Source organism: Acinetobacter sp. YH12076, assembly GCF_013419525.1.
In the GTDB taxonomy this organism is placed as follows: domain Bacteria; phylum Pseudomonadota; class Gammaproteobacteria; order Pseudomonadales; family Moraxellaceae; genus Acinetobacter; species Acinetobacter amyesii.
Genome location: NZ_VOZY01000003.1, coordinates 230,004 through 245,472, shown reverse-complemented (window position 1 = coordinate 245,472; position 15,469 = coordinate 230,004). Strand labels below are relative to the sequence as shown.

General features: G+C 43.3%; 15 protein-coding genes and 1 riboswitch. Of the genes, 5 read left to right on the top strand and 10 right to left on the bottom strand.

Annotated elements, in window-relative coordinates:
* Positions 1–15: 15 nt before the first annotated feature.
* The 4 genes from thrC to xerD all read right to left on the bottom strand — a co-directional run bounded on the left by thrC (position 16) and on the right by xerD (position 4,479).
* The gene (gene thrC / locus FTU22_RS04235) at positions 16–1,155 is read right to left on the bottom strand and encodes a threonine synthase (protein ID WP_078192584.1); all 1,140 of its coding nucleotides are present in this window, start codon (positions 1,153–1,155) and stop codon (positions 16–18) included.
* 62 nt (positions 1,156–1,217) lie between these two features.
* Positions 1,218–2,522 (bottom strand): homoserine dehydrogenase, encoded by a 1,305-nt coding sequence (locus tag FTU22_RS04230; RefSeq protein WP_078192857.1) that lies wholly within the window; start codon positions 2,520–2,522, stop codon positions 1,218–1,220.
* Positions 2,523–2,652: 130 nt separating this feature from the next.
* Positions 2,653–3,465: a DsbC family protein gene (locus FTU22_RS04225; protein ID WP_180093148.1), complete on the bottom strand. Its 813-nt coding sequence runs from the start codon at positions 3,463–3,465 to the stop codon at positions 2,653–2,655.
* A 96-nt stretch (positions 3,466–3,561) separates the two neighbouring features.
* Positions 3,562–4,479 carry a site-specific tyrosine recombinase XerD gene (xerD, locus tag FTU22_RS04220; RefSeq protein ID WP_180093146.1) on the bottom strand — a complete coding sequence of 306 codons (918 nt, stop codon included), beginning with the start codon at positions 4,477–4,479 and terminating at the stop codon, positions 3,562–3,564.
* 172 nt (positions 4,480–4,651) lie between these two features.
* On the opposite strand from xerD, the gene FTU22_RS04215 reads away from it, so the two are divergent.
* The 5 genes from FTU22_RS04215 to ftsW all read left to right on the top strand — a co-directional run bounded on the left by FTU22_RS04215 (position 4,652) and on the right by ftsW (position 9,789).
* Positions 4,652–4,915 (top strand): FeoA family protein, encoded by a 264-nt coding sequence (locus FTU22_RS04215; RefSeq protein ID WP_078189444.1) that lies wholly within the window; start codon positions 4,652–4,654, stop codon positions 4,913–4,915.
* Positions 4,912–6,774, top strand: a complete 1,863-nt coding sequence (feoB, locus tag FTU22_RS04210; RefSeq protein WP_180093144.1) for a ferrous iron transport protein B — start codon at positions 4,912–4,914, stop codon at positions 6,772–6,774. Before FTU22_RS04215 ends, feoB begins: the two co-directional genes overlap by 4 nt.
* Before the next feature lie 39 nt (positions 6,775–6,813).
* On the top strand, positions 6,814–7,065 hold the full coding sequence (locus FTU22_RS04205) for a DUF6587 family protein (RefSeq protein ID WP_180035955.1): 252 nt from the start codon (positions 6,814–6,816) through the stop codon (positions 7,063–7,065).
* Between the two features lie 159 nt (positions 7,066–7,224).
* Positions 7,225–8,571: a UDP-N-acetylmuramoyl-L-alanine--D-glutamate ligase gene (gene murD / locus FTU22_RS04200; RefSeq protein ID WP_078192580.1), complete on the top strand. Its 1,347-nt coding sequence runs from the start codon at positions 7,225–7,227 to the stop codon at positions 8,569–8,571.
* A 21-nt stretch (positions 8,572–8,592) separates the two neighbouring features.
* Entirely contained in the window at positions 8,593–9,789 is a 1,197-nt protein-coding gene (gene ftsW, locus FTU22_RS04195) for a putative lipid II flippase FtsW (protein ID WP_078192579.1), read from the top strand.
* On the opposite strand, the gene FTU22_RS04190 is transcribed toward ftsW, so the two are convergent.
* The 6 genes from FTU22_RS04190 to thiC form a co-directional block, all read right to left on the bottom strand.
* The gene (locus FTU22_RS04190; protein ID WP_180093142.1) at positions 9,778–10,038 is read right to left on the bottom strand and encodes a zinc ribbon domain-containing protein; all 261 of its coding nucleotides are present in this window, start codon (positions 10,036–10,038) and stop codon (positions 9,778–9,780) included. The two genes, ftsW and FTU22_RS04190, sit on opposite strands and share 12 nt — an antisense overlap.
* A gap of 85 nt (positions 10,039–10,123) precedes the next feature.
* Positions 10,124–11,041 carry a tRNA glutamyl-Q(34) synthetase GluQRS gene (gluQRS, locus tag FTU22_RS04185; RefSeq protein ID WP_373886234.1) on the bottom strand — a complete coding sequence of 306 codons (918 nt, stop codon included), beginning with the start codon at positions 11,039–11,041 and terminating at the stop codon, positions 10,124–10,126.
* A gap of 4 nt (positions 11,042–11,045) precedes the next feature.
* Positions 11,046–11,573 carry an RNA polymerase-binding protein DksA gene (dksA, locus tag FTU22_RS04180; RefSeq protein WP_078189438.1) on the bottom strand — a complete coding sequence of 176 codons (528 nt, stop codon included), beginning with the start codon at positions 11,571–11,573 and terminating at the stop codon, positions 11,046–11,048.
* Between the two features lie 209 nt (positions 11,574–11,782).
* On the bottom strand, positions 11,783–12,586 hold the full coding sequence (cpdA, locus tag FTU22_RS04175; protein ID WP_078192576.1) for a 3',5'-cyclic-AMP phosphodiesterase: 804 nt from the start codon (positions 12,584–12,586) through the stop codon (positions 11,783–11,785).
* A 10-nt stretch (positions 12,587–12,596) separates the two neighbouring features.
* The gene (locus FTU22_RS04170) at positions 12,597–13,217 is read right to left on the bottom strand and encodes an NUDIX domain-containing protein (RefSeq protein WP_111884865.1); all 621 of its coding nucleotides are present in this window, start codon (positions 13,215–13,217) and stop codon (positions 12,597–12,599) included.
* A gap of 76 nt (positions 13,218–13,293) precedes the next feature.
* Complete coding sequence (thiC, locus tag FTU22_RS04165; protein ID WP_078189435.1) at positions 13,294–15,189, bottom strand: phosphomethylpyrimidine synthase ThiC; 1,896 nt, start codon at positions 15,187–15,189, stop codon at positions 13,294–13,296.
* A 116-nt stretch (positions 15,190–15,305) separates the two neighbouring features.
* Positions 15,306–15,432, bottom strand: a riboswitch (TPP riboswitch).
* Between the last annotated feature and the right edge of the window lie 37 nt (positions 15,433–15,469).

Below are 15,469 nucleotides of genomic sequence, written 5' to 3'. Positions count from 1 at the left end.
TAGTCAGCATATGAATTACATATTTGACAGAATTGAATCGCGAACTTGATCCATAGTTGCATCAATTGACAACATTACTGCATCTTGGCATTGCTTGATGGCAGTGTCAGGATCTTTTAAACCGTTACCTGTCACAGTACATACGATCACAGAACCTTCAGCAATTTTACCTGCTTTGATGTCACGAATCGCGCCACCGATAGACGCTGCAGAAGCAGGTTCTACGAATACACCTTCGTACATAGACAGTAGACGCTGTGCTTCTAAGATTTCAGCATCTTGAAGTTCATCGAACCAGCCTTCTGAATCGCGGACTACTGCTTTAGCATGGTTCCAGCTTTGTGGATTACCGATACGGATTGCAGTTGCTACTGTTTCAGGGTTTTCCACAGGTGCGCCGCGTAGGAATGGTGCCGCACCAGCAGCTTGGTAACCCACCATTGTTGGTAGACCCGCAGGTTTTGGACCTGTGAATTGATCAGTTTCAGGATCATAAACGACTTGTACAAATTCTTCTTTAGGCTGATTCGCCACAGCTTCGGTATAACCCATCCAGTGTGCTGTGATGTTACCCGCATTACCTACAGGTAGGCAGTGGTAGTCTGGTGCACGACCTAATTCGTCAACGATTTCGTAAGCAATGGTTTTTTGACCTTGCAGACGGTATGGGTTGATTGAGTTTACAATCGTAACTGGTGCTTGATCTGCAACTTCTTTTACAAGACGCATACCGTCATCGAAGTTACCGTGAATTTGCATTGTTACCGCGCCATACATCATCGCTTGTGCCATTTTACCCATGGCAATTTTGCCTTCTGGGATGAGCACAAATGCTTTAATGCCTGCACGTGCAGCATAAGCAGCCGCTGCAGCAGATGTATTACCTGTAGATGCACAGATAATTGCTTTAGAGCCTTCTTCAACTGCTTTTGTTACAGCCATTGTCATACCACGGTCTTTAAATGAACCAGTCGGGTTTAAGCCCTCGTACTTCACATAAATTTCAACATTTTTGCCAATAATGCGTGGAATGTTCTCAAGCTTAATCAGTGGCGTATTACCTTCGCCCAAAGAAATTGCGCGAGTAGTTGCAGATACGGGTAAACGGTCGCGATAGCGGTCAACTAAACCAGTATAACGATTGGCATTAGACATGATGATGTTCCAATTGTGTGTAGAGCTTGGCGAGAGGAACTGAAATATTCCCCTCGACCCGATTAATTATCAAGCGATTCTAAACGAATTCGTACAATTTCGCCATGAATGACAGGCAATGCTTGAATTTGTTGAAGGGCTTCATCCATTTTAGATTCTTTAACTGGATCAGTCAGAATCACGATAGGAATAAGGTCTTTTAAGCGCGGCTGTTGCATGATCGCATCGATGCTGATTCCTGCACGGCTTAAAATCGTAGTGACATCAGCAAGAACGCCAGTTTGATCTTCGGCATTAATACGGATGTAGTATCCAGTGGTCATTTCTTCACGTGGAAGAATTGGTAAATCGGTCAGTGCTTCAAAAGCAAGCTGTGGAATTGTACCTGCGCCATCTTCGGTATAGGAGATGTCACGGACAATATCGACAACGTCGGCAACCACTGCTGATGCTGTCGGGCCTGCACCTGCACCTGCGCCATAGTAAAGCGTTGGACCAACGGCATTGGCTTGAACCAATACGGCATTTTTAACGCCATTTACATTGGCAATCAGTTGGTCTTCAGGGATCAGCGTTGGATGAACACGAAGCTCAATGCCAGTTGCAGCACGACGTGCAATACCTAAATGTTTAATACGGAAACCAAGGTCTTCAGCATATTTGACATCTTGTGCAGTAACTTTGCTGATGCCTTCCGTGAAGACTTTGTCAAACTGGAGTGGGATACCAAAAGCAATAGAAGCCAGCAATGTTAACTTGTGCGCCGCATCGATCCCTTCGACGTCGAATGTTGGATCTGCTTCTGCATAACCGAGTTCTTGCGCTTCTTTGAGAACGTCTGCAAAGGCACGACCTTTTTCACGCATTTCAGTCAGGATAAAGTTACCAGTACCGTTAATGATACCTGCAAGCCAGTCAATTTTATTGGCTGCCAAACCCTCACGGAGGACTTTAATAATTGGGATACCACCTGCGACAGCTGCTTCATAAGCAATCTGAACGTGATGATCATCGGCCAATTTAAATAATTCATTACCGTGTTCAGCTAATAAAGCTTTGTTGGCTGTGACCACTTGTTTGCCATGAACGATTGCTTCACGAATCACTTCATACGCAGGGTGAATGCCACCCATAACTTCAACCACAACGTCTACATCGGGTTGACGGACGATATCCAATAAATCAGCACTTTGCTTTACTGAAGCAGGCAGCTCTAAATCAGGACGAGGGCGACGCGTACCCACATGGGTAATTTCAATTTCACGACCGGTGCGACGTTTAATCTCAGCAGCATTTTCTTTTAGTAGTTTAAGGGCACCACCACCCACAGTACCAAGACCGAGGATTGCCAGACGAACTGGTTTCACGTCACACTCCATTTATTTCATCATTGCTTTAAGTGAGTTTAGATCATAGCTAAAAAAACGTTCGGACTCTAGGGTAGAAATCACTTTATTCCTACCCATAAAAAACATTCATTTAGCCTATAAAAATTAGTTATTTAAGCGAACTTTCAAGTTCGGAAGCCGACATGTAAGCACCGATGTGTTTGCCTTCTGCGTTATAGATCGCTGGCGTACCATTCACACCAATATTTAGACCCATTTCATACATGTTGCGCACAGGGTTTTGACATGATGCAGGCTCGATTTGCTCACCGGCAATGGCTTTATCAAATGCGGCACGACGGTCTTTGCTACACCAGATAGTTTCCATCATTGGCATGTGTTGTTCACCACGTGGCCAAGCGATATAACGGACTTCAATGCCACGGGCATTAATATCATCCATTTGTTCATGCAATTTATGGCAATAAGGACAGCTAACATCGGTAAACACATAAACCACGTGTTTGGTTTTACCTTTGGCTTTATAAATCAGTAGGTCTTCAGTTTTTAATTGATCAAATAATTTTTTGTTGGCCTCTGCTTGTAGGGTATCGCCTACATTAAAGAGTTGTTTTTCACCTAAACGAACCACGTCGCCTTGGAAAATGTATTTACCATCAGCTGTAGCATAGACCGCAGGCATGCCTTCAAAGCTCACCCAAAAAAAATTAGGAACTTCAGTCGCTTTCACCCCAGTGACTTTGGCATTGATATTGGCTTTTTGCAGATTAGATTGCAAAGTATCAATTAAACGCTGCTGAGCATTACGTTCAGATAAATTCGAAGCTTCACCAGTTGCAGGCGTACTTGCCGTTAATGTCGCATCTTTCTTTTCGTCATTATTTGAATTAGAACAAGCCACTAACGCCATACTGGCAACAAGTGTCGATGCGAGAAAAATTTTTGAACGGGTAAATAACATAAACAACCCTTTTCTTTTAGCTTTATCAAACAGGTGAGTAAGCATAGCAAAAAATATCGGGCACAATAGAACTTCTTGGTCTGATATTTCCTGCCGTTAAGCTCTCGGATGATAATCTGAATGTAATTTTTGCATACGAACCTGCGCAACATGGGTATAAATTTGTGTGGTGGATAAGTCACTGTGGCCGAGCAGCATCTGCACGACACGTAAGTCGGCACCGTGGTTGAGCAAATGCGTGGCAAAGGCGTGGCGTAAGGTATGTGGTGATAATTCGGCTTGAATGCCTGCAATGAGCGCATAGCGTTTAATCGCGTACCAAAAGTTTTGGCGACTCATCATTCCACCGAGTTGAGTGAGAAATAAAGCATCGGTTGCGCTTTTGTATAAGACGGGGCGCGCTTCGGCTAAATATTTCTCGATCCATTCCACCGCCATTTGACCTAAAGGAACTAAGCGTTCTTTATTGCCTTTACCGGTAATTCGTAAATAGCCTTGTTTAAGATTGATCAGCTCTAATCTTAAATTTAATAACTCAGAGACACGTAAACCACAGGCATACAGCACTTCGAGCATGGCACGATCACGTAGACCCAATGCGGTGTTGAGGTCTGGGGCATTAATCAGGGCTTCAACATCTGCTTCAGATAAATCCTTTGGTAGGGCACGACCCAATTTGGGTGTTTTGTGGATTGCAACAGGATTGTCGCTGCGTATTTTTTGTTCGCGTAAGAACTTGAAAAATGAACGCAGTGCAGAAAGTGAGCGGGCGATCGAGCGTGGACTTTTTCCTTGTTTAGTCAGGCTAAGCAAGACATCTGAAATGTCGTCACTGCTCCAATCAGTCATGACATGCGTATGACACTCACTGCATTGAATTAAATCAGATAAATATGCATTTCGAGTGTGTGGACTGACGGTTTGAGCTATTAAATGATCACGATATCCGTGTAAAAAACTGAGTGATTCTGGAATTTGGACTGGGGTTGGAATACGTGGTTTTTTATTTAACATGTGCCGCTCATTTTCGAAATTAAACCAAGAAATCACAATGGTTTAATGCAATGTAATTTAAAAAAATAGTCGTGTCGATGCTAGATTGTTAAATGAGAATTGAAATCGAATCCGATTTGTTAATTATTCTCATTTGTTTGTATAATATTCAAAATTTTTTAGGGTTAGTTGCGTGCGATTATCTGATTTGAAAGTGAAACAAAGCGCAGTCATTCATAAGGTACATCGTAACCAGAATGGCAACAATGCTCCGGCTGATTTAGTCGCTAGCCGTTTAGAGACTTTGGGTTTTGTTCCCGGAACAAAAGTACAGGTGATTACCAAAGGTATTTTTGGTGGTGACCCGATTTTAATTCAAGTTGGGTTTACTCGCTTCGCACTGCGAAAAGTAGAAGCTGAAAAAGTGGAAATAGCAATGGAAGGGGCATCAGCATGAGTGATGCGTTACGTATTGCCCTCGTTGGTAATCCAAACTGTGGTAAAACTTCATTATTCAATCATTTAACGGGCACACGTCAGAAAGTTGCAAACTATGCTGGGGTAACGGTTGAGCGAAAGGTGGGTCAATTTACGTTGCCATCGGGTAAATCTGTTCGAGTTTTGGATTTGCCGGGGACGTATAGCCTAGAAGCGACGAGTCCTGATGAAGCCATTACGCGTGATGTCGTGCAAGGTAAAATTGCAGAAGAAGGGCATCAAGATGTCTTTTTATGTGTAGTTGATGCGACAAACTTAAAATTGCACCTCGGTTTGGTCATGGAAATGATCGATTTGGGTCGTCCAATTTTACTTGTCCTCAACATGATGGATGAAGCACGTCGTCGTGGCATGCAAATCAATACCCAAAAGCTGTCTCAGCGTTTGGGCGTTCCTGTTGTAGAAACCGTTGCTGTACGTAATGCAGGTATTGAAAACTTAATGGGCGCTTTGGATGCCGAAGGCTTCAGAAAACCAGATGCGTCATTAAGTGATACCAATCTTTCTGGGACTAACCACGAAAAAATTGAACAAATTTTAAAAGACGTGGTGGTGTTTGTTGATCATGAAGATAAACGCTCAGACTTTCTCGATAAAATTTTTCTACATCCAGTCTTTGGTTTAATTACCTTAGCGGTGATGATGTTTATTATCTTCCAAGCGGTGTTTGCGTGGGCTGCGCCGTTTATGGATGGTATTGAAACCTTCTTCGGTTGGTTCGGTGAATTAGTCGGTGAACACATTTCACATCCACTCCTGAACAGCTTGGTGGTTGATGGGATCATTGCGGGTGCAGGCGGTGTAGTGGTGTTCTTGCCGCAGATTTTAATTTTATTCTTCTTTATTTTGGTTTTAGAAGAATCGGGTTATTTACCACGTGCAGCATTCTTACTAGATAAGCTGATGTTTAAAGCGGGTCTGAGTGGACGTGCTTTTATTCCTTTGCTGTCGAGCTTTGCCTGTGCTGTACCGGGCATTATGGCAACCCGGAGTATTCAAGACCCCCGAGATCGTCTGGTAACGATTTTAGTTGCGCCGTTGATGACGTGTTCGGCACGTTTACCAGTTTATGCTTTGCTGATCTCGGCATTTATTCCACAGCAAATGGTCTGGGGCGTCTTTAACTTACAAGGCTTGGTACTATTTGCATTATATGCAGCAGGGATTGTGAGTGCCTTAATTGTGGCAACAGTGCTGAAATTCTTCCAAAAAGATAAATCACAGCATGCCTTATTGATGGAACTTCCAAGCTACCGTTTCCCAGATATTAAGAGTGTTTGGATTGGTTTACTGGACCGTGCCAAGATTTTCTTGAAACGTGTCGGTGGCATCATTTTCGCTTTATCGATTTTGTTATGGTTCTTGTGTACTTTCCCGCAACCGCCAGAAGGCGCAACTTTGCCGGATATTGATTATTCATTGGCAGGTATGCTTGGGCATGTGCTACAACCGATCTTTGCACCATTAGGTTTTAATTGGCAGATTTGTATTGCCTTAATTCCAGCGATGGCGGCACGTGAAGTTGTTGTAGCGGCATTGGGTACGGTGTATGCCTTGTCTGCAACAGATGAAGATGCCATGTCTCAAGGTCTGGCAAATTTAATTAGTAGCGATGGGTCATTGGGTTGGTCATTGGCAACCGGTCTATCATTATTGGTGTGGTTTATTTATGCGCCACATTGCTTGGCGACACTGGCGACAGTTAAACGTGAAACTGGCTCCTTGAAAACGGTGAGTTTCATGACTATCTATTTATTTGGTTTGGCTTATCTAATGGCATTCATCACGTATCAAATTGCAACACGCTATTTTGGATAGTGAATCTTGAATGGCAAAAGCTGAACAAAGGAGAGAGACATGCTTGAATCAATAATTATTGCGGTATTGGTGATTTGGAGTGCTGTCGTGGTGTTTAAGAAGGTATTTCCAAAAACATCGAACTCAGTCTTCACAACTTTTTCTGAGCACTGTGCAAACCGTGGTTGGAACAGTTTAGCCAAATGGTTAAAGCCCAAAATGGCCGCAGGCTGTGCAGGCGGTTGTGGATGTTCAGCTTCGGATAATCCATCTGCAAAAAAAGCTGAAGTACAAGCGGTGAAATGGAAATAAACTCACCGTCAATTGCTTGAAGAAACCGCCCAAGATGGGCGGTTTTTTTACGAGCGGACACAAAAAAACTGCGAGAAAGTGAAAACATAAAAAGCATTCAAAACAGCAAAGTGCTAACATTTTGTCAGATTTAAAAACCGACCAAAAAATGGGGCGAAAATGTTAATACAGCGTGGTGGATTGAAGGTTGTTGCCGGATTAGGGATTTCTGGTGTTTCTGCAGTGAATTTCTTACATAGCCATGGCTACCGCGTTGCAGTCACCGATTCACGAGCAGTCCCACCGGGTCATGATCAAATTCCAAGTGATGTACAAACCAGTTTTGGTCAGTTGGATCAAGATTTATTACTCCAAGCAGAAGAAATTATTATCAGCCCGGGGCTAGATCCAAAATTACCGCAAATTCAGGCGGCCATTGCAGCCAACATTCCTGTGGTTTCAGAAATTCAAATTTTACGTCGTGCGACAGATAAGCCGATTGTCGCAATTACAGGTTCGAATGCGAAAAGTACCGTAACGACTTTATTTGGTCTTATGGCAGCAGATGCAGGCAAAAAAGTGGCAGTGGGTGGTAACTTGGGTCGTCCAGCTTTGGATCTCACCAAAGATGATCCTGAACTTTATGTTTTAGAGCTTTCAAGTTTTCAATTAGAAACCACGTCGAACTTGGCAGCAGAAGTGGCTGTGGTGTTGAACATGAGTGAAGACCATTTGGACCGTCATGGCGATATGATGGGCTATCACACTGCGAAGCATCGTATTTTCCAAGCGGTAAAAAAAGTGGTGTATAACCGTGATGACTCATTAACACGTCCATTGGTTCCAGATGTCACCCCAATGCAAAGCTTTGGCCTAAATGCTCCAGATATGAATCAGTTTGGTATTTTACGCGATACTGATGGCACAATTTGGTTGGCACGTGGTCGTGAGCGTTTACTGAAAAGTGCAGATATGTATATCCAAGGGACACATAATGTGGCAAACGCCTTGGCATGTTTAGCTTTGGGTGAAGCGATTGGTTTGCCACTCGAAGGCATGTTGGAAACTTTGAAAACATTTAAAGGTTTAGAGCACCGCTGTGAATTTGTCAAAGAAGTGCATGGTGTTCGTTATTATAACGACTCTAAAGGCACCAATATTGGTGCGACTTTAGCTGCGATTGATGGCCTAGGTGCTGCGATTGAAGCCAAAGGCGGTAAAGTGGCGATTATTTTAGGTGGTCAAGGCAAAGGGCAGGACTTTACTGCACTGCGTGATTCACTTTCAAAATATGCCAAAGTTGCGGTATTGATTGGTGAAGATCGTCCAATTATTGAAAAAGCGATTGAAGGGACAACCACGCTGATTCATGCTGAAAGTTTGAAACAAGCGGTTGAGCTGTGCCAACAAAATGCGGTAGCCAATGATGTGGTGTTATTGTCTCCAGCGTGCGCAAGTTTTGATATGTTTAAAGGCTACAGTGAGCGTGGACACCAATTTGTTGATTGTGTGAATGCACTCGTTTAAAAGAACGATAAGGAAAGTTGTATGGCTGGGTTGGCTCAGACGACCATAAATAGAATAAATGAAGTTGTAGAGCGTTGGCTTCCTCGGTTACCTGCCGAGGTCAACGTGCGCAATGTTCTGGTGTTCTGTGTTTTGGCATTGTTGTGTATTGGTTCGATCATGGTGGCATCTGCATCGATGCCTTATGCAGAACGCATGCATGAAAATGCCTTTCATTACATTTCACGACACGGTATTTCGATTGCCGCTGCCGCCGCCGCCGCCTATATCGCCTATAAAGTGCCGTTAAATGTCTGGTTTAACAACACCTTCTTTTTATGGATTATCACGATTATCTTACTGGCTGCTGTATTGGCTGTCGGGACAGAGGTCAATGGTTCTAAACGTTGGATTCGTATTGCTGGTTTCACCTTACAGGCTTCGGAAGTTGCCAAAGTCATGATGGCGATATTTACCGCGGACTATGTGGTACGGCGTGCCGAAGAAGTCCGTAATAATATTAAGGGCTTGGTGCGTTTGGCAGTGATTATGGCTGCAACTGTCGGTTTGGTCATGGCAGAGCCCGATTTAGGGGCGACGGTGGTGATTGCCTTAACCATGCTAGGGGTATTCTTCCTCGCAGGAGCACCGTTGATTCAGTTCGCAATTGCCTTTGGTGCGATCATCATGGCCTTTGTGTTCTTGATTTTATTTGAACCTTACCGTTTAGAACGTTTGATGTCGTTCTCAAATCCATGGAATGATCCATTAGGCGCAGGCTATCAGTTGTCGAATGCATTAATGGCTTTTGGTCGCGGTGAATGGTTTGGTGTCGGCTTGGGTCATAGTATTCAAAAAATGTCGTATTTACCTGAGGCTCATACCGACTTCATGTTGGCGGTTTTGGGCGAAGAATTTGGCTTCTTTGGGATTTTGACCGTATTGACGCTGTCATTTGTGATGTTGATCTGCTGTATTCGCATTGGTCATCGTGCTTTACGTCATCAATACTTACGTGCAGGCTACTTGGCTTATGGCATTAGTATTATCTTCTTGCTGCAAATTTTGGTGAATGCCGGCATGAACATGGGCATGCTTCCTACCAAGGGTTTGACCTTACCGTTTATTAGTTATGGGGGGTCTTCTCTGATTATCTGTGCGGTTATGGTGAGTCTGATCTTAAAGATCGATGCGACGACCAAAGAAGTAAACCCAAGTAAAGAAGAATCAAGCTTCTAAATTGGTATCTCGTTGCGGATCGGGAGATGCATGGTGCAGTACACTCGCCGGCATCTCCGTTCCACAATGGAGACATTTGACCAAGCTCGCCTTGGCTTTAGATAGTGGAATCAATGGAATAAAAAATAAAGAAAAATAATTACGTTGCTGTTTCAACTCATACTGAGTTCTGCTGCGGCAGACAGGGCAAGTAAATTGGCTCTTTTCAATGACTTCGGTTTTCGGACCAACTCCAAAAATAAAAAACATTAGGCTCTCCAATGGCCGATTGATCACTTTATTAAAGCATAATTCAATTGAATATCGAGTGATTGGCTTAGATCAATATTTGGGTTTATTGATAGATTTGAGGCAATGCTGTGCCATGGGGAATATGTTGAATATCCCACTGCGCAATCGCCTGTTGCAGCATAATGCGCGGCGTGTCTAAGTCGACTGGCGGTTGATGTAGTGCCTGCAAAGCTTGTTGCAATAAAGGTGCTGCTTGGTTTAAATCAAGAGCTTGAGCCATATTCTGTTTTGACAGCTTTTGTCCCTGATTATTCATTGCCAATGGCAAGTGCATGTATTCAAGGCGTGGATAACCCAAAACCTGTCCGAGCCAAATTTGACGTTCGGTATTGTCCAAAAGATCAGCTCCACGTACGACATGGGTCATCCCTTGTAGGTAGTCATCCACCACGACAGCAAGTTGATAATTGATAATGCCATCACGGCGTTTTAAGACGAAGTCGCCCAAATCTTGTTGCAGATTGGAGCAATGCGTCCCTTGTAAGCGGTCGGTAAAACAAATGTTCTGTGCATCGACTTTGATTCGAATAGCCTGATCCTGAAGGGGAAGGTCAAGATTACGACATGTGCCTTGATAGATATGATTCGAACCAAGCATTTTTCGGGTGCATTGACAAGCATAGATCAAGTCTTGGGAATACAAATGTGCAATGACTTCCTCATAGATTTCTAAGCGGTCTTTTTGGAAAATGATCTCGGCATCTGGTTCGAATTGAAATGCATCAATACAACGTAAGATGTGTTCTTCGCTGCCGGGAAATATACGTGGAATGTCGGTATCTTCGATACGAACCACCCATTGCCCCTGATGGGCACGGGCATCGCAGTAGCTTGCGACTGCTGTAATTAAAGAGCCAAAATGCAAAGGGCCGGTTGGCGATGGCGCAAACCGGCCCACGTAATACTCTGCAGCTTTCCCTCCCTTATCTAAAGGGAGGGCTAGAGAGGAATTACTCAACACAGAATTAACCGTTATTTTGCTTCTCTTTGATCTCTGCAAGTGTTTTGCAGTCGATACATAAAGTCGCTGTTGGACGCGCTTCTAGGCGACGTAAGCCAATTTCGATACCACACGTTTCACAGAAGCCGTAGTCATCATTTTTGATCGCTTCAATTGATTGTTCAATTTTACGGATCAGTTTACGTTCACGGTCACGTGTACGAAGTTCAATCGCAAATTCTTCTTCTTGCGTTGCACGGTCGTTCACATCTGGAAGTGCAGTATTTTCGTCTTGCATGGTATTCAAAGTACGGTCTACTTCAGACATTAACTCAGCTTTCCACGCCAATAAGATGTGACGGAAATGCTCAAGTTGCCCTTCAGACATGTATTCTTCATTCTTTTTAGGCTGATAAGGTTCAATACCAAATAAGCTTGCAGTAGAACCACCTTCAGTCGCCTTTGGCTTTGATTTGCGCACGCGTTTGGTAGACTTTTCGTCTACTACATCAGTTTGTTCGTCTAAGACTTGATTTTGGTTGTCATTCGCCATGTAGGGCATTCCTCATCATATGCATATATCTATACGCAAAAAATATGGTGATATGCAAGTTTTTTATCCACCCAACACAGAGTTTCCTTCTGTGGGGGTCGTCATCATATAGACTTTTTCTGCTTATTGATAGTCTTTGATGTTTGGATTCTAACTATCACTTTTCCTTTAGAAGCCATAAAGTAAAGCAAAAAAATCAAATTGAAAAGTTAATAACCTGAAATTTCAACATTAATTTGAGGTTGTTTTAATTTGACCCGAACAACTTCAGTTTTAAATTCACCATTATCATTCAGATAGAGTGCACGATACCCTGGTAAAGCCTCATCTAAGGCAAAATTTTCACTATGTGGTTTGAACTGAACACTGGTCGAAGGCGTCGATAAAAACTGAATATTGCGCCATTGATTAGACGAGTCTTGATGTACGTGTCCGCATAGTACAATTTTGACATTGTCATGGCGTGAAAGCACATCTATGAGATGTTCAGCGTTCTTTAGTTTATGCTGATCTATCCAATGCGATTGCATGGCAAAAGGGTGGTGGTGGCATGCCACAATGATGTGTTGCTGTGGGTGTGCTGTGAGTAACTGATCTAATTGTTCCAACTGCTGTTGTGATACCCAACCATCCACTTTTCCTTTAACCGCACTGTTCAGTAAAATCAGACACCAATTGCCTAATGCGATGCAGTGAGCACGATCTTCCTGTTGATGAAATGGGAAGCAAGACGCTTCGTCATGGTTCCCCGGAATCTGATAAAACGGAAACGGCTGCTGTTGCATATATTCGAGATAACGCGCATAGGTACGCTCTACCGGCACTTGTGCAAGATCGCCAGTATGGACAAGCGTATCGATGTGATGATGGTTCAACTGAATTTGTTGAATCACATCGTGAAAACTTTGCTCTGGATTCATGCGGACAAATTCAAGATCTTCCTGATCCATTAAATGTGTGTCCGAGATCTGGATCAGTGTCCAGTCGTATTGTGGTGTATCCCTTAAAGTCATGTCCTTCCCCTTAGACATTCCTTGTAGTATGTATTTGTTGTTGTAACCATTGCAAGGCCATAATGACAGGTGCGTTTTTTAGCCGACCATTGGTTAATAATTCAGGAATATCAGCATAGTTTAAGATATGCAATTGAATATTCTCTCCTTCATCAGGCATGCCAAAGACTCCTCCATGTTCAGGCAGTTCTGCTTCAGCACTATAAAGGTGGAATAATTCCGCGCAGGCACCCGCAGAGGGATAAAAACTAAATAAATGCTGTAGTGCATCTAATTCACAGCCTGATTCTTCCAAACTTTCACGGCGGATGCAGCTTTCAGCAGATTCATCACCATCGAGCACGCCGGCAATAATCTCTAGTTGCCAGGGCGAAGTTTCATCATCAATCGCCCCAATGCGGAATTGTTCAATTAAGGCAAATTTTTGTTGTTGATGACTATAAATCAGCACACCTGCTGCTTCAGGACGATGAATCAATTCACGCTGAATGGTTGGAATCATGCTGTCTTGATGGAATAAGCGGTGTCGAAGCTGAACTTTTTCAACTTGAATAAAGCCTTTATAAAGATGTTCACGCCCTTCAATGCTGTAATCTTTTTTGTTATATGTGGCCTGTTTAATAATATTCATAAGCGCTAATTAGGATGAAATCTTCCATTTCATCCTAACCGAGATTTTGTTGAATACAAAAGATTTTTTTTAAGCTTTACACTTTGTGGTACAACTTTTGACCATGTTCATGATAGGCCGCTTTCATGCTCTGTAAACCTGTTTCAATTTCAGGATTAGATTCTGAAGAAAGCTGCATATCTTGCTGATTTTTTGCATAATCTCTCACATTTTGTGTGATTTTCATCGAGCAAAATTTAGGTCCACACATCGAACAAAAATGGGCTGATTTATGTGCTTCTTTCGGCATAGTTTCATCATGCATGCTACGCGCTGTATCAGGGTCTAAGCTCAGATTAAATTGGTCTTCCCAGCGGAATTCAAAGCGTGCTTTGGATAATGCATTATCACGAGCCTGCGCACCGGGATGACCTTTGGCAAGGTCTGCGGCATGGGCTGCAATTTTGTAGGTGATAATGCCATCTTTGACGTCTTTTTTATCTGGTAGACCAAGGTGCTCTTTCGGGGTCACATAACACAGCATCGCGGTGCCATACCAACCAATCATTGCTGCACCTATCGCAGAGGTAATGTGGTCATAGCCCGGGGCAATATCGGTGGTGAGTGGTCCAAGGGTATAGAAAGGTGCTTCTTTGCAAACCTCGAGTTGTAGATCCATATTTTCTTTGATCATATGCATTGGGACATGGCCTGGGCCTTCAATCATGACTTGTACATCATGTTCCCATGCCCGGTGAGTCAATTCACCTAAGGTGCGTAATTCACTAAATTGAGCTTCATCGTTGGCATCTTGAATACACCCTGGACGTAAACCATCACCTAAACTGAATGACACATCATAGGCTTTCATGATTTCGCAGATTTCATCAAAATGCGTATACAGGAAGTTTTCTTCATGATGCGCTAAGCACCACTGCGCCATGATGGATCCGCCACGTGACACAATCCCTGTTAAACGGTTGGCGGTGAGTGGAACATAACGAAGCAGTACGCCTGCGTGAATCGTAAAATAATCGACACCTTGCTCGGCTTGTTCAATCAGTGTGTCTTTGAAAATTTCCCAGGTTAAGTCCTCTGCGACACCATCAACTTTTTCTAAAGCTTGGTAAATCGGCACGGTGCCAATCGGTACAGGGGAGTTTCGAATAATCCATTCGCGGGTTTCATGGATATTTTTACCTGTCGATAAATCCATGATGGTGTCAGCGCCCCAACGAGTTGCCCAAGTCATTTTTGCCACTTCTTCATCGATGCTTGAACCAAGTGCTGAGTTACCAATGTTGGCATTGATTTTCACCAAGAAGTTACGACCAATAATCATCGGTTCACATTCAGGGTGGTTAATGTTAGCAGGGATAATGGCACGACCTTCAGCCACTTCTTGACGTACAAATTCTGGGGTGATTTCAGTTAAATTGCGTGCGCCAAAATTTTGACCGGCATGTTGGCGCATATCTACACCTTCACGCTGGCGCTGATTTTCACGAATCGCAATGTATTCCATTTCAGGGGTGATGATGCCTTGTTTGGCATAGTGCATTTGAGAGACATTGTGTCCACGACGAGCGCGACGGGGTTTTGATATATGCGCAAAACGAATCTCTGCAGTACGAATATCTCGAAGACGCTCTTGTCCAAATTTTGAAGTTAAGGTATCGAGTATTTCCGTATCATTTCGAGACTCAATCCAAGATTCACGGACATTGGGTAGACCTTGATTCAGGTCAATTTGAATATTGGGGTCGGTATAAGCACCAGAGGTGTCATAGACCATAATCGGTAGATTTTTTTCTCCACCCAGACCTGTAGGCGTATCTGTAAGACTGATCTCACGCATTGGTACGCGAATATCTGGACGTGAGCCTTGGATATAGACTTTTTTTGACGCGGGGAGAATACGGGTGAGATCTTTAGCATCTTGTTCATGTTGAGCAGCGCGATCTGAAGCGGTGAGATTCGTTAATTGGTTCATTACAATGATCCTTATGAATGACATCAACGAATCAAGCACGACCAAAAACGTGGCAGTTTATCTGATGGATTCACCTGAAAATAAAGGCGTAAAACCAAGAGATAAGAAGGGCTTAAGTTTTTAGATGGCTTGATTCCTACGCAGGTATTAACCTGATCAGGTTCAACGGTACTCATCCTTAAATTTAGCGAACTAAATTTAGATGATCTCAGCAGGAAATTACCTGCGCTCCGTCAAGCTTTGTGCGGATATTAGCATGAAGGCTGTTTTAAAACAGTGT

Bases quoted from the DNA above. Each gene is read 5' to 3' on its own strand.
- murD (WP_078192580.1), top strand. From the start codon at position 7,225: ATGTTAATACAGCGTGGTGGATTGAAGGTTGTTGCCGGATTAGGGATT.
- ftsW (WP_078192579.1), top strand. From the start codon at position 8,593: ATGGCTGGGTTGGCTCAGACGACCATAAATAGAATAAATGAAGTTGTA.
- dksA (WP_078189438.1), bottom strand. From the start codon at position 11,573: ATGGCGAATGACAACCAAAATCAAGTCTTAGACGAACAAACTGATGTA.
- xerD (WP_180093146.1), bottom strand. From the start codon at position 4,479: ATGTTAAATAAAAAACCACGTATTCCAACCCCAGTCCAAATTCCAGAA.
- thiC (WP_078189435.1), bottom strand. From the start codon at position 15,189: ATGAACCAATTAACGAATCTCACCGCTTCAGATCGCGCTGCTCAACAT.
- FTU22_RS04225 (WP_180093148.1), bottom strand. From the start codon at position 3,465: ATGTTATTTACCCGTTCAAAAATTTTTCTCGCATCGACACTTGTTGCC.
- FTU22_RS04170 (WP_111884865.1), bottom strand. From the start codon at position 13,217: ATGAATATTATTAAACAGGCCACATATAACAAAAAAGATTACAGCATT.
- cpdA (WP_078192576.1), bottom strand. From the start codon at position 12,586: ATGACTTTAAGGGATACACCACAATACGACTGGACACTGATCCAGATC.
- thrC (WP_078192584.1), bottom strand. From the start codon at position 1,155: ATGTCTAATGCCAATCGTTATACTGGTTTAGTTGACCGCTATCGCGAC.
- FTU22_RS04190 (WP_180093142.1), bottom strand. From the start codon at position 10,038: ATGTTTTTTATTTTTGGAGTTGGTCCGAAAACCGAAGTCATTGAAAAG.
- feoB (WP_180093144.1), top strand. From the start codon at position 4,912: ATGAGTGATGCGTTACGTATTGCCCTCGTTGGTAATCCAAACTGTGGT.
- FTU22_RS04205 (WP_180035955.1), top strand. From the start codon at position 6,814: ATGCTTGAATCAATAATTATTGCGGTATTGGTGATTTGGAGTGCTGTC.